Source organism: Corynebacterium stationis (genome assembly GCF_001941345.1).
Classification (GTDB): domain Bacteria; phylum Actinomycetota; class Actinomycetes; order Mycobacteriales; family Mycobacteriaceae; genus Corynebacterium; species Corynebacterium stationis.
The window spans coordinates 696,426-711,183 of sequence record NZ_CP009251.1 but is presented as its reverse complement, the minus strand read 5'-3'; the positions used below and the strand labels follow the sequence as shown (position 1 = coordinate 711,183).

At 53.7% G+C, this 14,758-nt stretch carries 12 protein-coding genes; 7 read left to right on the top strand and 5 right to left on the bottom strand.

The window, feature by feature from the left end:
• Window positions 1-127 precede the first annotated feature (127 nt).
• From CSTAT_RS03450 to CSTAT_RS03430, 5 genes are all read left to right on the top strand, one after another.
• Window positions 128-895 carry a GntR family transcriptional regulator gene (locus tag CSTAT_RS03450; RefSeq protein ID WP_075722474.1) on the top strand — a complete coding sequence of 256 codons (768 nt, stop codon included), beginning with the start codon at window positions 128-130 and terminating at the stop codon, window positions 893-895.
• A 39-nt stretch (window positions 896-934) separates the two neighbouring features.
• Window positions 935-1,849, top strand: coding sequence for an ornithine cyclodeaminase family protein (locus CSTAT_RS03445; protein WP_075722473.1), 915 nt, complete (start codon window positions 935-937; stop codon window positions 1,847-1,849).
• 471 nt (window positions 1,850-2,320) lie between these two features.
• Window positions 2,321-3,802, top strand: coding sequence for a sugar porter family MFS transporter (locus CSTAT_RS03440; protein ID WP_066792687.1), 1,482 nt, complete (start codon window positions 2,321-2,323; stop codon window positions 3,800-3,802).
• Between the two features lie 245 nt (window positions 3,803-4,047).
• A complete protein-coding gene (locus tag CSTAT_RS03435; RefSeq protein ID WP_244892891.1) occupies window positions 4,048-5,586 on the top strand; it encodes a purine-cytosine permease family protein in 1,539 nt (512 codons plus the stop codon).
• 1 nt (window position 5,587) lies between these two features.
• Window positions 5,588-6,139, top strand: a complete 552-nt coding sequence (locus CSTAT_RS03430; RefSeq protein WP_075722472.1) for a cysteine hydrolase family protein — start codon at window positions 5,588-5,590, stop codon at window positions 6,137-6,139.
• Window position 6,140: 1 nt separating this feature from the next.
• On the opposite strand, the gene CSTAT_RS03425 is transcribed toward CSTAT_RS03430, so the two are convergent.
• The 3 genes from CSTAT_RS03425 to CSTAT_RS03415 all read right to left on the bottom strand — a co-directional run bounded on the left by CSTAT_RS03425 (window position 6,141) and on the right by CSTAT_RS03415 (window position 9,707).
• Window positions 6,141-7,328, bottom strand: coding sequence for a Gfo/Idh/MocA family protein (locus CSTAT_RS03425; RefSeq protein ID WP_075722471.1), 1,188 nt, complete (start codon window positions 7,326-7,328; stop codon window positions 6,141-6,143).
• Between the two features lie 102 nt (window positions 7,329-7,430).
• Window positions 7,431-8,438, bottom strand: a complete 1,008-nt coding sequence (locus tag CSTAT_RS03420) for a sugar phosphate isomerase/epimerase family protein (protein ID WP_075722470.1) — start codon at window positions 8,436-8,438, stop codon at window positions 7,431-7,433.
• An 18-nt stretch (window positions 8,439-8,456) separates the two neighbouring features.
• On the bottom strand, window positions 8,457-9,707 hold the full coding sequence (locus CSTAT_RS03415; protein ID WP_075722469.1) for a Gfo/Idh/MocA family protein: 1,251 nt from the start codon (window positions 9,705-9,707) through the stop codon (window positions 8,457-8,459).
• 136 nt (window positions 9,708-9,843) lie between these two features.
• On the opposite strand from CSTAT_RS03415, the gene CSTAT_RS03410 reads away from it, so the two are divergent.
• Window positions 9,844-10,857: a LacI family DNA-binding transcriptional regulator gene (locus CSTAT_RS03410; RefSeq protein ID WP_075722468.1), complete on the top strand. Its 1,014-nt coding sequence runs from the start codon at window positions 9,844-9,846 to the stop codon at window positions 10,855-10,857.
• Between the two features lie 123 nt (window positions 10,858-10,980).
• Entirely contained in the window at window positions 10,981-12,120 is a 1,140-nt protein-coding gene (locus tag CSTAT_RS03405) for an HNH endonuclease (RefSeq protein ID WP_075722467.1), read from the top strand.
• Window positions 12,121-12,207: 87 nt separating this feature from the next.
• On the opposite strand, the gene CSTAT_RS03400 is transcribed toward CSTAT_RS03405, so the two are convergent.
• Complete coding sequence (locus CSTAT_RS03400) at window positions 12,208-13,233, bottom strand: Gfo/Idh/MocA family oxidoreductase (protein WP_075722466.1); 1,026 nt, start codon at window positions 13,231-13,233, stop codon at window positions 12,208-12,210.
• Window positions 13,230-14,642: an MFS transporter gene (locus CSTAT_RS03395; RefSeq protein ID WP_083640641.1), complete on the bottom strand. Its 1,413-nt coding sequence runs from the start codon at window positions 14,640-14,642 to the stop codon at window positions 13,230-13,232. Before CSTAT_RS03395 ends, CSTAT_RS03400 begins: the two co-directional genes overlap by 4 nt.
• Between the last annotated feature and the right edge of the window lie 116 nt (window positions 14,643-14,758).

Here is a 14,758-nt window from a genome sequence, read left to right as displayed (position 1 = left end):
TCCCCGTCCACGATCCGTGCGACGAGGGCAGGGATTTCTGCTGTCTGCAGCAGCAATGAGATAGCATCGAAAAGCACTGTGAACCAGTGGTTTTAAACCTCAACCATGTCACCTAGGAGCTTGACTAGTGAGCCGACAACAGCAATACCAAATAGTTGCCGCGCATCTGCGCAAGCAGATTGAAAACGGCTCTTTACCCCCTGGCGCGGCTATTCCTTCCGAGGCCGAGGTGTGCCAGCAATTCGATTGCGCACGCGGCACCATTCGGCAAGCTATCACTGCACTGCGCAATGAAGGCCTTGTATCGTCCGGTCAAGGCCGCCGGACGCGTGTATTAGATACTGTGCCGACGCAATGCTTTGACGCAGTTTTATCCTTTACGCAGTGGTGCCACGCTTCCGGTATTGAGCCTGGACAACAAACGCAATATGTCATGCGACGCCTCGCGGATGCAGAGTTGGCAGTGCTATTAGAAATTCCCGAGGGCACTCCGATTGTCTCCGTCTACCGTCTGCGGCTGATGGACGGGCAGAAAGTCATGGTGCAGCGCCTTAACTATCCGCTGGAGGTGGGAAAACACATCCTGGCATTTGATCCTGACTCCGGATCAATCCATCAACAGCTTGCAGATTCCGGCATGGATATCAATTACGCCACGCGCACCGTTGATGTCATGGCGGTAGAACAGGAAGATGCCACGTTGCTCGGCATCGAGCCAGGCACACCACTGCTGCGGGTGCGTCGTCGCTCTTGTACCCTCGACGGCACTCCGATTGAAGCCTCCGATGAGCGCTATATCGGCACGGTCGCAAATTTCACCACTACTGCGACCCGCGGCAATCCGGCTCCGTCAACGCTGCTGCCTAATCCGCCCACGACTGTGCACAGTGTCTAATACAGTGGATTTAAACATCCAACAACGGAAGGCACCGCGATGACGCTGACTCATATTGACGCCCAGCAGGTTGAAAAGACGCTAAGCCCCAAGCAGGCAGTTCAGGCACTGCGCGACTATCTCCAACAGGGTTTTGATCCGTCGACAGATTTGGAACGCAGCCGAGCAGAAATCACCAACGGTGACTTTCTATTGATGCCTTCTAATTCGCCGACAGGGTTTGGCATCAAGCTTATTTCCATCCCCGGTAAGACAGCAGACCCAAGCATTCCTAGTGTCAACGGCATTTATGTGCTTTTCGATGGCTCCACATTGCAACCCACCGCTACCATCGACGGCGTTGCTCTGACTAACCTACGCACACCGGCTGTGTCGCTCGCAGGGGTATCTCACTTACTTACTACTTCTTCACAGCCACTCGATGTGGTCATTGTCGGTGTAGGCGCACAAGGACGTGCGCACGCAAAGACAGTGGAATCTGTATGCGAGGACATCCGCGAAACCAATATCAATTTCATTAGCCGCACCCAGCCTGATGACTTGGACAACTGGCTACAAGCAGGAAGCGATGCTGCCCACGAGGCTATCCGCAATGCAGAATTAATCATCACCACCACTACTTCGCCGCAGCCAGTCATCGAGGATACTGATGTGCGTGATGATGCTGTCATCGTTGCTGTAGGCTCGCACTCCCCCGACGCCCGCGAACTTCCCGGCGCGCTCCTCGCCCGCGCCCAGGTCATTATGGAAGAAGAAGCCGCGGCTTTCCGCGAAGCCGGCGACATCATCCAGGCGGTTGATGAGGGCAACCTCGATAAAGATTCCATCGCAACCTTCGCTCAGGTCGTCCGCAGCGAGGTCCAGCTACACCGCAATACACCAGTGGTTTTCAAATTCACTGGCATGCCATGGGAAGATTTGGCGCTCGCCGAGGCCATCGCCGCCCAAATCTAATTCATCGACTGCTCAGGGGCGGCCACACAACGGCTCCCCTTCAGCACCCAATAGACAAAAGTTTGTTAGATCATTCGGATATTTGCTCTCGCGACGGCCTGACAATGTCACCGAACAAATAGGGCAAACTCTCTCAAATACCCACCCCCGCTACCCCCACAGAGCGACCTTGGAAACAAAAACTCCGCGATTTTTCACCCGAAAATATCGGCACTATATCTCCCTCAACACACAGGCTACGAATTCGAGGTGCTTAAATCTTCAAGCATTTACACAACACTGACACCCCAAGAGGGCCCACACACCCACCTTTAGCCTCGGACGAGCAACCAAAGAACTATGTCATAAATGATTGACAGGACATATTGAGAATGACACAATCATTTCAACTGGTGATGGGAGTCACTCTCTGCATATCCTGTGCAGGCTCCCTTCCCTGCCTAGCCGGCTACCGGATACTTAGGAGACATAATGGTAAGTGCGTTTGCTGACACAGAAGAACCGCATACAAGCAGGAAACTTCCTCCGTTGACGGAGGGGCCATACCGCAAGAAATTGTTCTACGTCGCACTGATTGCGACATTTGGTGGCCTACTTTTCGGTTACGACACTGGCGTCATCAACGGTGCATTAGCACCAATGACCGCAGAGCTCGGACTAACAGCTTTTACTGAAGGCGTAGTCACATCTTCCCTTCTCTTCGGCGCAGCAGTTGGCGCAATGGTTCTCGGACGTGTCTCCGATAAGTGGGGACGACGCAAGACCATCATCCTTCTCGCAGTTGCTTTCTTCATTGGCGCTTTGGTCTGTGTATTCACGCCGAATTTTGAAATCATGGTCGTTGGCCGCGTCATCCTAGGCCTGGCCGTCGGTGGCGCTTCCACGGTTGTTCCGGTCTACCTGGCGGAACTAGCCCCATTTGAAATTCGCGGTTCACTTGCTGGCCGCAATGAATTAATGATTGTTGTCGGCCAGCTAGCCGCCTTTGTCATTAATGCAATCATCGGTAACGTGTGGGGTCACCACGAAGGCGTGTGGCGATACATGCTTGCTATCGCCGCAATTCCTGCAATCGCACTTTTCTTCGGAATGCTACGAGTTCCCGAATCGCCACGCTGGTTAGTTGAACAGGGCCGCATCGATGAAGCGCGTAAGGTTCTTGAAACTGTACGCCCCCTAGACCGCGCCCACGCCGAGGTTGCTGACGTCCGGGTCATGGCAGAGGAAGACCAAAAGGTTTCCGAAAAAGCGATGAGTTTCAAAGAGATTCTGACTAATAAATGGCTAGTGCGAATCCTCATCGTCGGCATCGGTCTAGGCGTTGCCCAACAGCTCACCGGCATTAACTCAATCATGTACTACGGTCAGATTGTCCTAGTCGAAGCTGGCTTTTCCCAAAATGCAGCACTGATTGCAAACATCGCTCCAGGTGTAATTGCTGTAGTAGGCGCTTTCATCGCGCTGTGGATGATGGACCGCGTCAACCGACGCACCACCTTGATTACCGGCTACACCTTGACCACGGTCTCCCACGTACTCATCGGTATCGCGTCCTTCATGTTCCCAGTTGGTGACCCACTTCGCCCCTATGTCATCCTGACGCTGGTAGTTATCTTCGTAGGCTCGATGCAGACCTTCCTCAACGTCGCCACCTGGGTGATGTTGTCCGAAATTTTCCCACTGGCAATGCGCGGCGCTGCAATCGGCATCTCGGTATTCTTCCTCTGGATGACCAACGCCTTCCTGGGACTTTTCTTCCCAACCTTGATGGAAGCAGTCGGCCTAACCGGTACATTCTTCCTCTTCGCCGGCATCGGCGTGGTCGCCTTAGTTTTCATCTACGCGCTTGTCCCCGAAACCCGCGGGCGGACCCTTGAGGAAATTGATGAAGACGTCACCAGCGGCGTCATCTTTGATAAGGAAATCCGCAAAGGCAGAGACATTAAGCATTAACCCACCCGCAGCCCAAAAGACCCTGAATTGGAAGTTCCGATTCAGGGTCTACTCATGTTTTGTTGCTTTTCGATGCCCACAAGAAGCTCTTGTATACATTAAAAAGTTTCCCGCCAACCCCGAATAAAACTTTAACGTGCAGGAAGAAGCGCACTATCTTCATATAAAATTAAAAATTACTTGCCTTCTTTCCATTTTATGGTATCTTGCATACAAGTGATTTGAATCTCAAGAATTGGCCAAGAATGGCTGCAATCACAAAGAAGGGCATGATTATGACCGCACAACTTGATGGCCAAGCCATCGCTACCCCTCCAGAAGACGTTGAGGCTCCTACCGCTGATTTAAGCAATTCCGAAGCCACTAGTGTTAAGTACGGTAGCTCCCTAACTAAGGCTGAACCGTACGGCACCGAAGCCATCCCAGATGCTGAACGTCACGGACATCCACGTTCCCAGTTCACCCTCTGGTTCGCTGCCAATATGGTGCTCGCCGTTTTGGTCTCGGGATTCTTTGCTAGCTCTTTGGGTCTTTCAATAGTCCAAGGTTTATCTGCCGTAGCTGTCGGTAGCCTTGCCGGTGCTCTTGTCATGGGAATACTCGCAAGTATCGGCACGCGATTCGGCGTACCGCAGCAGGTTCAGGCACGCGGACCAATGGGGTTCTTCGCCAACTTCGTACCGGTGGCATTGCTGACCAACGTATCCGCAGTGGGCTGGGTTGCGGTTAATACCGTTTTTGCAGTCCTTGCACTGCAGGAGCTTTTCGCAATTCCCTTCTGGATTGGCTCGCTCATTTTGTTCGTATTCCAGGCACTCTTTGCCGTGTGGGGACATAACCTAATCCACCTGGTTAACAAGATCGCCACGGTCGTTCTCACAGTGTTGTTTGCTGTAATTACAGTGCTCGCACTGACCGAGGTCGAAATTGGTGCCGCTGCACCAAGTTCTGACGGTGGCGGAATTGCTGACTGGGTTACATTCGCAGGTTTCTTCTTCATCTATGTGATGACCTGGACGCCATTTGCATCTGACTTCTCCCGTTACCTCCCGCGCAGCGTATCTAAGGGGAAAATCGTGGCGTACACTGCTGGCGGTGGGTTCCTATCTCTGCTGTGGCTTGGAAGTATCGGCGTTTTGGTCTCCAGTTTCGCGGGAGACCTCGGCGCAGTAGAAGCCGTTGCTGAACTCACTGGTTCATGGGCATGGCTGGCCATGCTCACCGTTGTACTCTCCACGATTCCGGTCAGTGCCATGAACCTCTACGGCGGTGCACTTTCCTTGCTGACTATTCGCGTTCCGGTGAGTCGCACCATGGGTGTTGTCATCACCGCACTCATCAGCTTTGGCATCACGCTGCTTATGCAGGGAGATCCCTACGGCAGCTTCTACGATTTCCTGTCAATGCTGGGCTACTTGGTAGTTCCATTTACAACGGTCTTGCTGGTTGATTACTACATTCGAACCCGTCACCACATGACAGAGGCCATCGCCGAGCTAGACCAACCAGAACGCAAGATCTCGTGGGGTTGCATCTCCTGGCTAGTAGGTTGCTTGGTTTCAGCATTGTTCTGGACCACCCCGCTTGGTACCGGGCCTTTTGCTGCACTCATTGAGGGTGCGGGCGATGTCACCTACTTCATCGGTGCTGCCGCGTCTGCTCTAACATATTTGGCTATTCACGCTATTCGTGGACGTAACAACGATATTTCCATGGGGTGCAAGAACCACTCTTTGGCCATTGTGGCACCGAGCGGTGTAGATGGAAAGGAGGACGAGAACTAGTATGCGTGAGAAAAATTCCCCAACGCTTGCGGTAATTGATATGCAAATTGCATTCGCTGAGCCAAGTAGCGGTTGGTTTATTCCTCGATACGAGGAAGTAGAAGCAAAGGTAGCTCAGCTTGTCGACGCTTTCGAAAACTCCGTGGTGTGGACAAAGTTCGTCAGAGATCCTGAAGAACAAGGCGCTTGGGCTGACTACTACGACCGATGGTCGAGCTTCCGGGTTGATAAAGGTTCGGAGCAATGGGACATCACGCTAGAAACACGACCAGAGCATGCCACTATCTCGTTGCCTACTTTTTCTAAGTGGGGATCTGAATTAGCCGATATCGCGCCTTTGGAAGCGCGGTTAGTTATTTGCGGTGTCGCAACCGAATGCTGTGTCCTATCCACCGCATTGGGAGCAATCGATGCTGGCCGTTCAGTCACTATCGTAACTGATGCCTGCGGTGCAGTCAGCGATGAAGCACAGAAGCAAACTCTAGACCTGCTTGGTTTGCTGTCGCCGATGGTTACTCTAACGACAACAGCGGAACTGCTTAAATCTTTATAATCTAACGGTCATAAGTAGTGGGAGCGTCAACTGACTTGATGTCGACCCACTGCCCTGACTCCGCGCTTTCGAGAGCCGCATCAGCGATTTCCGCAGCGGCCCAGCCATCACCGACCGACGGGGCGTACTGTTTACCCTCCAAGATGGAACGAAGGTACAAATACGCCTCGATAGTCTTAAGATCATCGAAACCCATGCTCGTGCCAGCTCCAGGCTGAAAGCGGGAGAACTCCCCATAGGCTGGGCTAGCCATGATGGTCCGATAGCCATCATGGGAATCAGCGAGCTCCAATTCATTGAGTCGGTGGAAATTCCAACGCAAAGATCCCTTCGAGCCGTAAACTTCAATGATGTATTCCGCGCGCGGTCCGACAGCAACACGACTGGACTCGAACACGCCGATAGCTCCAGACTCGAAGCGTCCCAGAACGGCTGTGTAGTCCTCGTTTTCCACCTCGCCCTTTGGCGCAGAATCAACACCTTGGGAAAAGTGGCTAGCAGCACCACCTGCAGGCAATGGTCGCTGCTGAATAAAGATGCCATTAGTCGCAGTGACGGAATCTAACTTCCCCACGATGAACTGCGCCAGGTCGAAGCCGTGTGACATCAAATCGCCCAGTACACCGGAACCAGCAAGTTCCTTTTTAAAGCGCCAGGTCAAAGCACCCAATGGATCAGCTGAGTAGTCGGCTTTAAAGCTAACTCGCACATTGTTGATAGTGCCAATCTTCCCGGTGCGCACCAGTCGGCGCGCTTCAGCGATAGCAGGCACGTGGCGGTAGTTGAATCCTACGGAAGTGACCAGGCCAGCTTGCGACGCACGGGTCGCGATTTCTTGTGATTCAGCAGCACCGCGACCCATGGGCTTTTCAATCCAGAAGGGTTTTCCTGCTTCAATCGCTGCCATTGCAATTTCATGGTGCAGAAAGTTTGGCGAGCAGATCGAAACGGCATCAATCTCTGGATCTCCAAGCAATTCCTTGTAGTCACTGACTGTGTTTTGGAAGCCAAGCGCTTCATAGGCGTAGTTGCGTCCACCTTCATCCGGATCAGCGGCGGTGTGCAGAACCACCCTGACAGGCAGTTCGGTGAAGTACTGGGCAACGGCCAGGTAGGAACGCGCGTGCAGGCGGCCCATCCAGCCAAGTGAGATAACCCCGATATTGAGTGTGCGGCGTTCAGTAGACATGTCTTTCTCCGTTTCATGCAAAGTGGATATAAAAGCACAAGATGCCCAGATTCTTTTAGGAGGTCGAAAGAACCAGGGCATCATCGGCAAGTGTTTTGGGCTCTAGAGGGAAGCCTCAAGAGCATCGTTGGCAGCGTTGAGGACATCGGCGGCAATCTTGACGCCTTCCTCGCGGCCGAGTTCGACATCTTCGTGCTCAATGTTGACTAGCATGTCTGGGTCAATGCGGTGCAAGGCACGGAGGAACTCCGTCCAGTACTTCACATCATGACCCTTGCCCAAAGCAACAAAGTCCCAGGCGGAATTCTTTGGCCATTCATTTGCCCATTCATCGCCGCCCAAATTGGTTCGTTCTTCTGATGGATCGAGGCGGCGGAAGCTGTTATCCAACACACCGTTTAACTGCGCCCATTCCTTGTTAATGCGCACGTCCTTCGCCGCAGCGTGGAATACCAGCTCACCAAGGTGATCAATGACAGCCACTGGATCCATCTGCTGCCAGAACAAATGCGAGGCATCCAGCTCAACGCCTACGTTGGTGGCCTTGGTCAGCTCAATGAGCTTGTGCACATCCGCCGAGTTAAAAATCAGGTTCTGCGGGTGCAGCTCGAGTGCAACCTTGACGCCGTGGTCAGCGGCCAAGCGGTCAGTTTCACGCCAGAAGTCAGCGGCGATATCCCACTGGTAGTCCAAGACATCCAGCGCCGCCGAGTTCCAGGCATTCACAATCCAGTTCGGACGCTGTGCACCCGGCTCACCTCCGGGAAGACCAGACATAGTAACCACGCGGGATTGCCCTAGGCGCTCAGCTAGGCGGATGGAACGGCGGATATCCTCGGCATGCTTCTCACCGATTTCGCGGTTTGGGTGCAGTGGATTGCCGTTGCAGTTCAAGCCATAGATATCAACGCCGGTTCCTTCAAACTGACCAAGGAATTCATCCCGGGCGTCGTCGCTTACGAGAATGTCATCGATGGTTGGAACATGCTTCGCTGGCAAGAAGCCACCGGTGTTGAGCTCAATACCGGTAAGCCCGGCATCCTTAATCGCGGTTAGTGCTTCTGGCAGGGAGCGGTCGTGGAAGATCGCGTTGTAGAGACCAAGCTTCATCAAAGGTACCTATCTTTCTTAGGCGTTTACGCGGGCTGCGTTTTGGACTGGGACAGCAACGGTTGAACCGTTTTCGGCGGCGGACTGCGAGATGGCAGCGATAAGCTGCATGTTGTGCAATCCCTCCTCCAAGGTTGCACACCGTGGCAAGCTGTCTGCCTCAGAAATGCCTGCGACTTCCTCGAGGAAGGAACGTGCCTGGAACACGAAACCCTCGTTCTGGCCGATACCTACGCCTGGAGCATCCATAGCTAGACCTGCGCGCCAGTATGGGTGGTTGGGACCCAGGGTGACCGTGCGGTAGCCAGCTTCCTGGGAAGCATCAGAAGAGGTTGCCGGGGTGAAAATGTGGAACTCGCCTGGCTTGCGGAAGTCGAAGAATACCGAGCCCTTCTCGCAGAACAGCTCAAAGCCCAAGGTATTTGGGTGGCCTTGCGAGATACGGGTGACCTGGATGGTTGCGGTTCCACCACCTGCAAAGTTGCCGGAGAAGGACGCCACGTCATCATTTTCTACAGGCTCGAACTCATCAGAGACCGCGCCACCTTCATGGCCAACCACGGCGCCCAGTGGCTTCGGACGCTGCGTGATTACAGTCGATAGTTGCCCGCCGCGAACCTCTGAGAAGTCTGAACCAGCCACGAATTCCGCGAGGTAGGTCAAGTGGCTGCCCACATCGGCCAGCGCGCCGGAGCCGTTGGGCCCCTTGTAGCGCCAGCTAATCGGCGCCATTGGGTTGGAGCCATAGTCTGTCCAGTAGTGGCCGGAGAAGTGCAGCACTTTACCCAGCTCACCTGAGAGCACCAGGTCACGAATATGCGCTACCGCTGGGGAGCGGCGGTAGGTCAGACCAATACGCGCGATGACACCCTTGGCTTCCGCATCTTCAGCCGCACGAATCATAGCTTGCGCATCTTCGATGTTGTCCGACAACGGCTTCTCACACAGCACGTGCTTGCCGGATGCAAGCAGCGCCTCAACAATTTCACGGTGCAGGAAGTTCGCCACCACAACGCTGACCACATCAATGTCATCGGCTTCAGCAATCGCCTGCCAGGAGGTATCAAAGCGCTCAAAGCCGAAACGTGCCGCGGTGGATTCTGCCAGTTCTGCATTGGCATCAGCCATAGACACCAGGCGGACCTTGGGCAGTGTGCTGTCATAGGTTGCTGGCGCGGTCAGGTACCCCGCCGCGTGTGCTTTGCCGGCCATGCCCGCGCCGATGACGGCGACGCGGATCTCTTGTGAGTTATTTACTTGCTCAGCCATGGTGACTCCTTAAATAGAGGTGTGCTTTGGTTTATCTCGCCCCTATAATGTGATCCAGAACCTTTATTTGGAGCGTTCCAATAAAACTATAGTTGAAACTATGTCCTGTCAATAGATCATGAGTATGATTATTTAGATGAGCAGTACACGGCCCACAATTTATGATGTTGCGAAGGAAGCTGGCGTTTCAAAATCGCTGGTTTCTTTAGTTCTTCGCGGCTCTGACAACGTCAGCGCCCGGTCTGCTACTGCGGTCAATGACGCAATTAAAAAGCTCGGTTACCAGCCCAATCGCGCTGCATCGGACTTAGCAGCCAAGCGCCGTAATCTGGTCGCCGTGCTTATCGATGACTATTCCAACCCCTGGTTCATTGACATGCTTCAATCCCTTAGTGAGATCCTCACCCCGCAGGGGTATAGGATGTCTGTTATTGACTCCTTAACGTCTGGTTCAGATACCGATCCCATCACGCATGCACTAACCATGCGCCCCGATGGAATCATCATCGCCCAAGACATTGCAGAAAAATCACTGCCTGAAAACATGCCGCCTTTTGTCGTGGCCGGCACCCGATTCACTCCTCTTGAAAGCGATACGCAGTTTGCCACCCACGCTGTGTCGAATGATGACTTCTTAGGCGCCAAACTTGCCACGGAACATCTCATTGGACTGGGACATAAACACATTGCGCACATCAACGTTCACAGCGGTGCTGGACAGAAGCGTTTAGCAAGCTATATCGCGTCGATGAATGAACACGGTCTAGTGCCACTAGCCAATGAAACTCCCGGGCCTGCAACGGAGCATTATGGCTATACCCAAGCTTTGTTACTTCTGGAATCACATCCTGAAATCACGGCTTTCTTTGCTTCCAATGACATCACTGCCATCGGCGTTCTAGGGGCGGCACGTGAGCGCGGCCTTCGTGTGCCAGAAGACTTGTCAGTTGTTGGATACGACAACACTCCCCTAGCGCAGTCACGATTAGTTTCCCTAACCACCATCGACGACAACAGTATTGGCGTGGGACTAAACGCCGCATACTTACTCTTAAACAAACTTGAATCAAAGAAGTCTTACTCCGATGTCGAGCACACGCTAGTACCAAGACTCATTGAACGCGGCACCACTGCAGCACCGCGCGAATAATACCTGCCATTTGGTACTGTCTGTGGATAACTTTGGCTGTTGCGTGACGCGTCAACGTAGTTATCCACAGGTTTTTGAGCTTGCACTAGCGCGGGCTTGCAAAGGCGTTTTAGTGTCGAAGTTATGAACGGACAACAAATAATAAAACTCTTCTACACCAGCGGAATAACCATCCTCCGCGATGTGTACGAGTGCTCCCCACACGACCTCGCCGGTGACCTGATGCCACTGAACACGGCACGCAAATACACCCGGCTAGCCACAGTATTCTTCGGGCCCGCTGATTCCCCCAAGGTGCAGCGCGACTCGGTCGCGCTTGCCGAAGCGAGGCAACTAAGCCTCGAATACTTAGAGATGGTCAACAAGCACGCCAAGAAACTCAACACCCGCGGCGCCGCATGGAAACTCCGCGCTGAACTTATCGCGTTTGAAGGCACCTTCGAAGAAGTCGAAGCCTACGCCAAGAAACGCGTCACCGAACAAGGCGGCGACACCAAAAAGAAACCCGGGGTGCGTCTCGGCCGCGTCATCGACGGCCTACGCACCATTAGCATTACCGATACCCAGCGCCGTATTACTGATTTAGAAAAGACGCTTGATGCTGCCATCACCAACGACGACCAGCCGCGCTCTGAAGCTTTGTTGGAGCCTTTCTGGGATTTAGTCGAAGGCACCGGCACCGGGCTCATCAAGCCGGAATACCGCACTGTGATTGCTATTGGTCTTGATGATTTCGCGAAAGTTTCCTGCGGCAAAGGCGACGAAGTCATCGTCGCTTTATCCGATGGCACGACCATGACTGGCGCCGAATTCATCAACGCCGCAATGGAAGGTGCTCTCGGCGACAAACTCTACGTCGGGCTCTTCCACCCCACCGCCGGACCGGTGAACTTGTACGAAGCCCGATTCGCATCAGACAAACTTCGCACTCTCGCCATGGCAGAGAACCTCGTCTGTCCTTGGCCAGACTGCAACGTACCAGCCGATAGATGCCAAGTTCACCACATCGACGCCCACAAACACGGCGGACATACGAAACCCTCGAACCTGACCATGTTGTGTAAGTACCACAACGGCGTCAACGACGACGATGACCCGGCTAATCCCGGGTCACAGAAAAGAAAAAATAAGCGAGGAAAAGGGAAGCCGAGCCGCGGCAGGATGCGCCGCCACCGCGGCAAAGTCCGCCTGCACACCCCAGGCGGAAAACTTGTGGGCAACACGCACCACGTGAGCAGCATGGGAGCGATGAACCTCATCTAAAACCAGGGCGATCCCCACAGCTAGCAAAAGCTAACTAGTCAACCGGGCTAGTTAGCCAATTCGGCGATCCCTTTTGAAAAATACCACTTAAAGAATGCGAACTGCTCGGCCTTCTTTCGCGCTTTCGACCACAGCATCCAAGACTTTAAGAACCTCGACTCCTTGCTGGGCAGGAACCGGACCAGATGTCTTGGTTTCTATCGCGCGAGCAAGCTCATCGTAGAAATTGGTGTAATCACCTTGCGCTGAACGTACCGTTTCGACGCCGCTGGCAGTGCGCAGCTGGCCCCACCTGTCGTGGGATTCATAGCCCCACGCATCACGTTTTCCTGCCGGGCGTTGTCCTTTCTTGATGGCTTCGGTTTGCACATCACGAAAATCGGAGACATACGCACCATGTTCGCCAATTAGGCGAATCTCACGCGATACCAGCCAATCTACCTTGCTCGCAGAAATCGTGGATACAGCACCCGAACCATGCTCAATGATGATGCGAAAGCTCTTATCTGTGAGTCCTTCGGCGCTTTCGATAAAACTGAGATGAGCAGTTACTTCACGTACAGGTCCCATCAACATCAATGCCTGGTCGACTACGTGGGATCCTAAATCCCGAAGCAGACCTCCTTCAGGCCCCAGCTCCAAAGAATCCCGCTCATTGAGATCAAAACGCAAGTCCAGACCGTGCAACTGCCCAAGCGAATGCCTGATTTTCATGGCTGTGACGATGTCTGTGTCATAGCGACGATTGTGAAAAACGTTGAGGAGAACCCCGGCCTTCTCGGCGGCATCGACAAGCTCTTGCGCGGCCTGAGCATTTGGGGCGAAGGGCTTATCAGCCACCACTGCCACCCCTGCGTCAATCGCCTCTAAAACCAGGTCTCGGCGCGTATCGGGTGGCGTAGAAATAACCACCGCGTCAACACCAAGATTCACTAATGCCTCCAATGAATCAACGGTCGGAAGCCCAGGGAAATCTTCTTCGACCTTTGCTTTCGAGGCTTCAGAACGTGCCACCACACCCACTAATTTACAATGCGGGGAGGCTTCAATATAGGGCGCGTGAAAATATCGCCCACCGGTTCCATAACCAACTAATCCAATACGGACATTCATAGGTTTTCACTTACTTTCTTGTCACTTTTAATCTTGGGGTATCTCGGTTGTTTGGTTTCTAAGGCACTAGCGCCGGAACTTGGTGGCAGCATCGCAGCGCCCAAGAGAGGCAATATGAATAGCGCGGCTGCGAGGGGAAACGCCCACGCGAAAGTCGGCGCAAGCGAAATAGCTATGACGCCGACGGCAATGCCGAGAGACATACCGAGCTGATGCAGCGTTGCCGATAGAACATTGGCGTTATTGGTTTGCTCAGGTCCGATATCCACGAACTGCAGAGTGTTGTAGGCGCTAAACCCTAACGAGCGCAGCGCTCCGGAGACAAACAACAAGACGCCGATGACTGCCAGCGGTGTTTCCGCCGTGACGAACAGAAATGAAGCTAGAACGATGGCACCAGCGGCATTAGAGAAAATCAGCACTGGTTTGAAGGCGAACCTGCGGATGATTGGCGTGGTAAAAGGCTTAATCGCGACGTTTCCTGCGAAAAGCGCCACGACCATCACGCCTGCCATGGTCGCAGACCAGCCAAAAGACAGTTGGAATAACAGGGTAAACATAAACGGCAAGGCAGTAATAACCAGCCGGTAGATGCTTCCCGATGCATTCCCTACTCGAAACGTCTGGATACGCAGCACTGTGACATCGAAAAGCCGCCCCGGGGTGCGCAGCCGCCAGGTGATGAACCCCGTGGTGATAGCGGCAATGGCAACCAGTGTCAGGGCATACAGCCCGCGGTGGTCTACTTCGGTTGTGAGAAGTTCTGCGCAGATAGTTAGCGCGACCATGATGATGGCAACGCCGATAAACCCCACCGCATCGAAACGCCCTGTGGAAACCTTTGTGTCTTTAGGCAGGATGAACGCTCCCGCGATAAGAGCGATTATTCCAAGTGGCACGTTGATGAAGAAGATCCATCGCCAGCCAATGGTGTCGGTAATCAAACCACCCAGCACCGGTGCAATAACTGGTGCGACAAGCGCAGGCCAAGTTAAAAATGCGATGGCATCGAGTAAGTCTTTGGGATCTGTTCCGCGAATAACGGCCAATCGCCCAACCGGCACAAGGAGCGCACCACCGAGGCCTTGCAGAACACGTGCCGCAATGAGCAGGCCTAGGTTAGGAGCAAGTGCGCAGATAAGCGACGCGACAGTGAATACAAGAAGTGCCAGCAGAAAAACTGACCGCACGCCGAAGCGATCTGATAGCCACCCGGCCGCAGGGATGCCGACGGCTGCCGCTACTAGATAGGCCACCAGCACGAGGCTGACCTCGCCTGCGCCCACACCAAATTCGCTCGCGATGGCAGGAATCGCCGTGGTCAAGATTGTGCCGTCGAGGATCTCTAGAAACAGTGCCCCGGCCGCGAGCAAGGCAATAGAGACGCTAAATGACCATGTCTGAGCCATAAGCGTGCTCCTTCCGTGGAGATGAAATGCATAACGGCTTGGGAGTCCTTGCAATTTCTGGAGGATTCCCGAGCCGTATCTGGTGTTAGCGTCTAGCCTGTTAACGCCTAGGCTGT

Coding starts and splice junctions, on each gene's coding strand:
- CSTAT_RS03445 (WP_075722473.1), top strand. CDS start 935: ATGACGCTGACTCATATTGACGCCCAGCAGGTTGAAAAGACGCTAAGC.
- CSTAT_RS03440 (WP_066792687.1), top strand. CDS start 2,321: ATGGTAAGTGCGTTTGCTGACACAGAAGAACCGCATACAAGCAGGAAA.
- CSTAT_RS03435 (WP_244892891.1), top strand. CDS start 4,048: ATGGCTGCAATCACAAAGAAGGGCATGATTATGACCGCACAACTTGAT.
- CSTAT_RS03430 (WP_075722472.1), top strand. CDS start 5,588: ATGCGTGAGAAAAATTCCCCAACGCTTGCGGTAATTGATATGCAAATT.
- CSTAT_RS03425 (WP_075722471.1), bottom strand. CDS start 7,328: ATGTCTACTGAACGCCGCACACTCAATATCGGGGTTATCTCACTTGGC.
- CSTAT_RS03420 (WP_075722470.1), bottom strand. CDS start 8,438: ATGAAGCTTGGTCTCTACAACGCGATCTTCCACGACCGCTCCCTGCCA.
- CSTAT_RS03415 (WP_075722469.1), bottom strand. CDS start 9,707: ATGGCTGAGCAAGTAAATAACTCACAAGAGATCCGCGTCGCCGTCATC.
- CSTAT_RS03410 (WP_075722468.1), top strand. CDS start 9,844: ATGAGCAGTACACGGCCCACAATTTATGATGTTGCGAAGGAAGCTGGC.
- CSTAT_RS03405 (WP_075722467.1), top strand. CDS start 10,981: ATGAACGGACAACAAATAATAAAACTCTTCTACACCAGCGGAATAACC.
- CSTAT_RS03400 (WP_075722466.1), bottom strand. CDS start 13,233: ATGAATGTCCGTATTGGATTAGTTGGTTATGGAACCGGTGGGCGATAT.
- CSTAT_RS03395 (WP_083640641.1), bottom strand. CDS start 14,642: ATGGCTCAGACATGGTCATTTAGCGTCTCTATTGCCTTGCTCGCGGCC.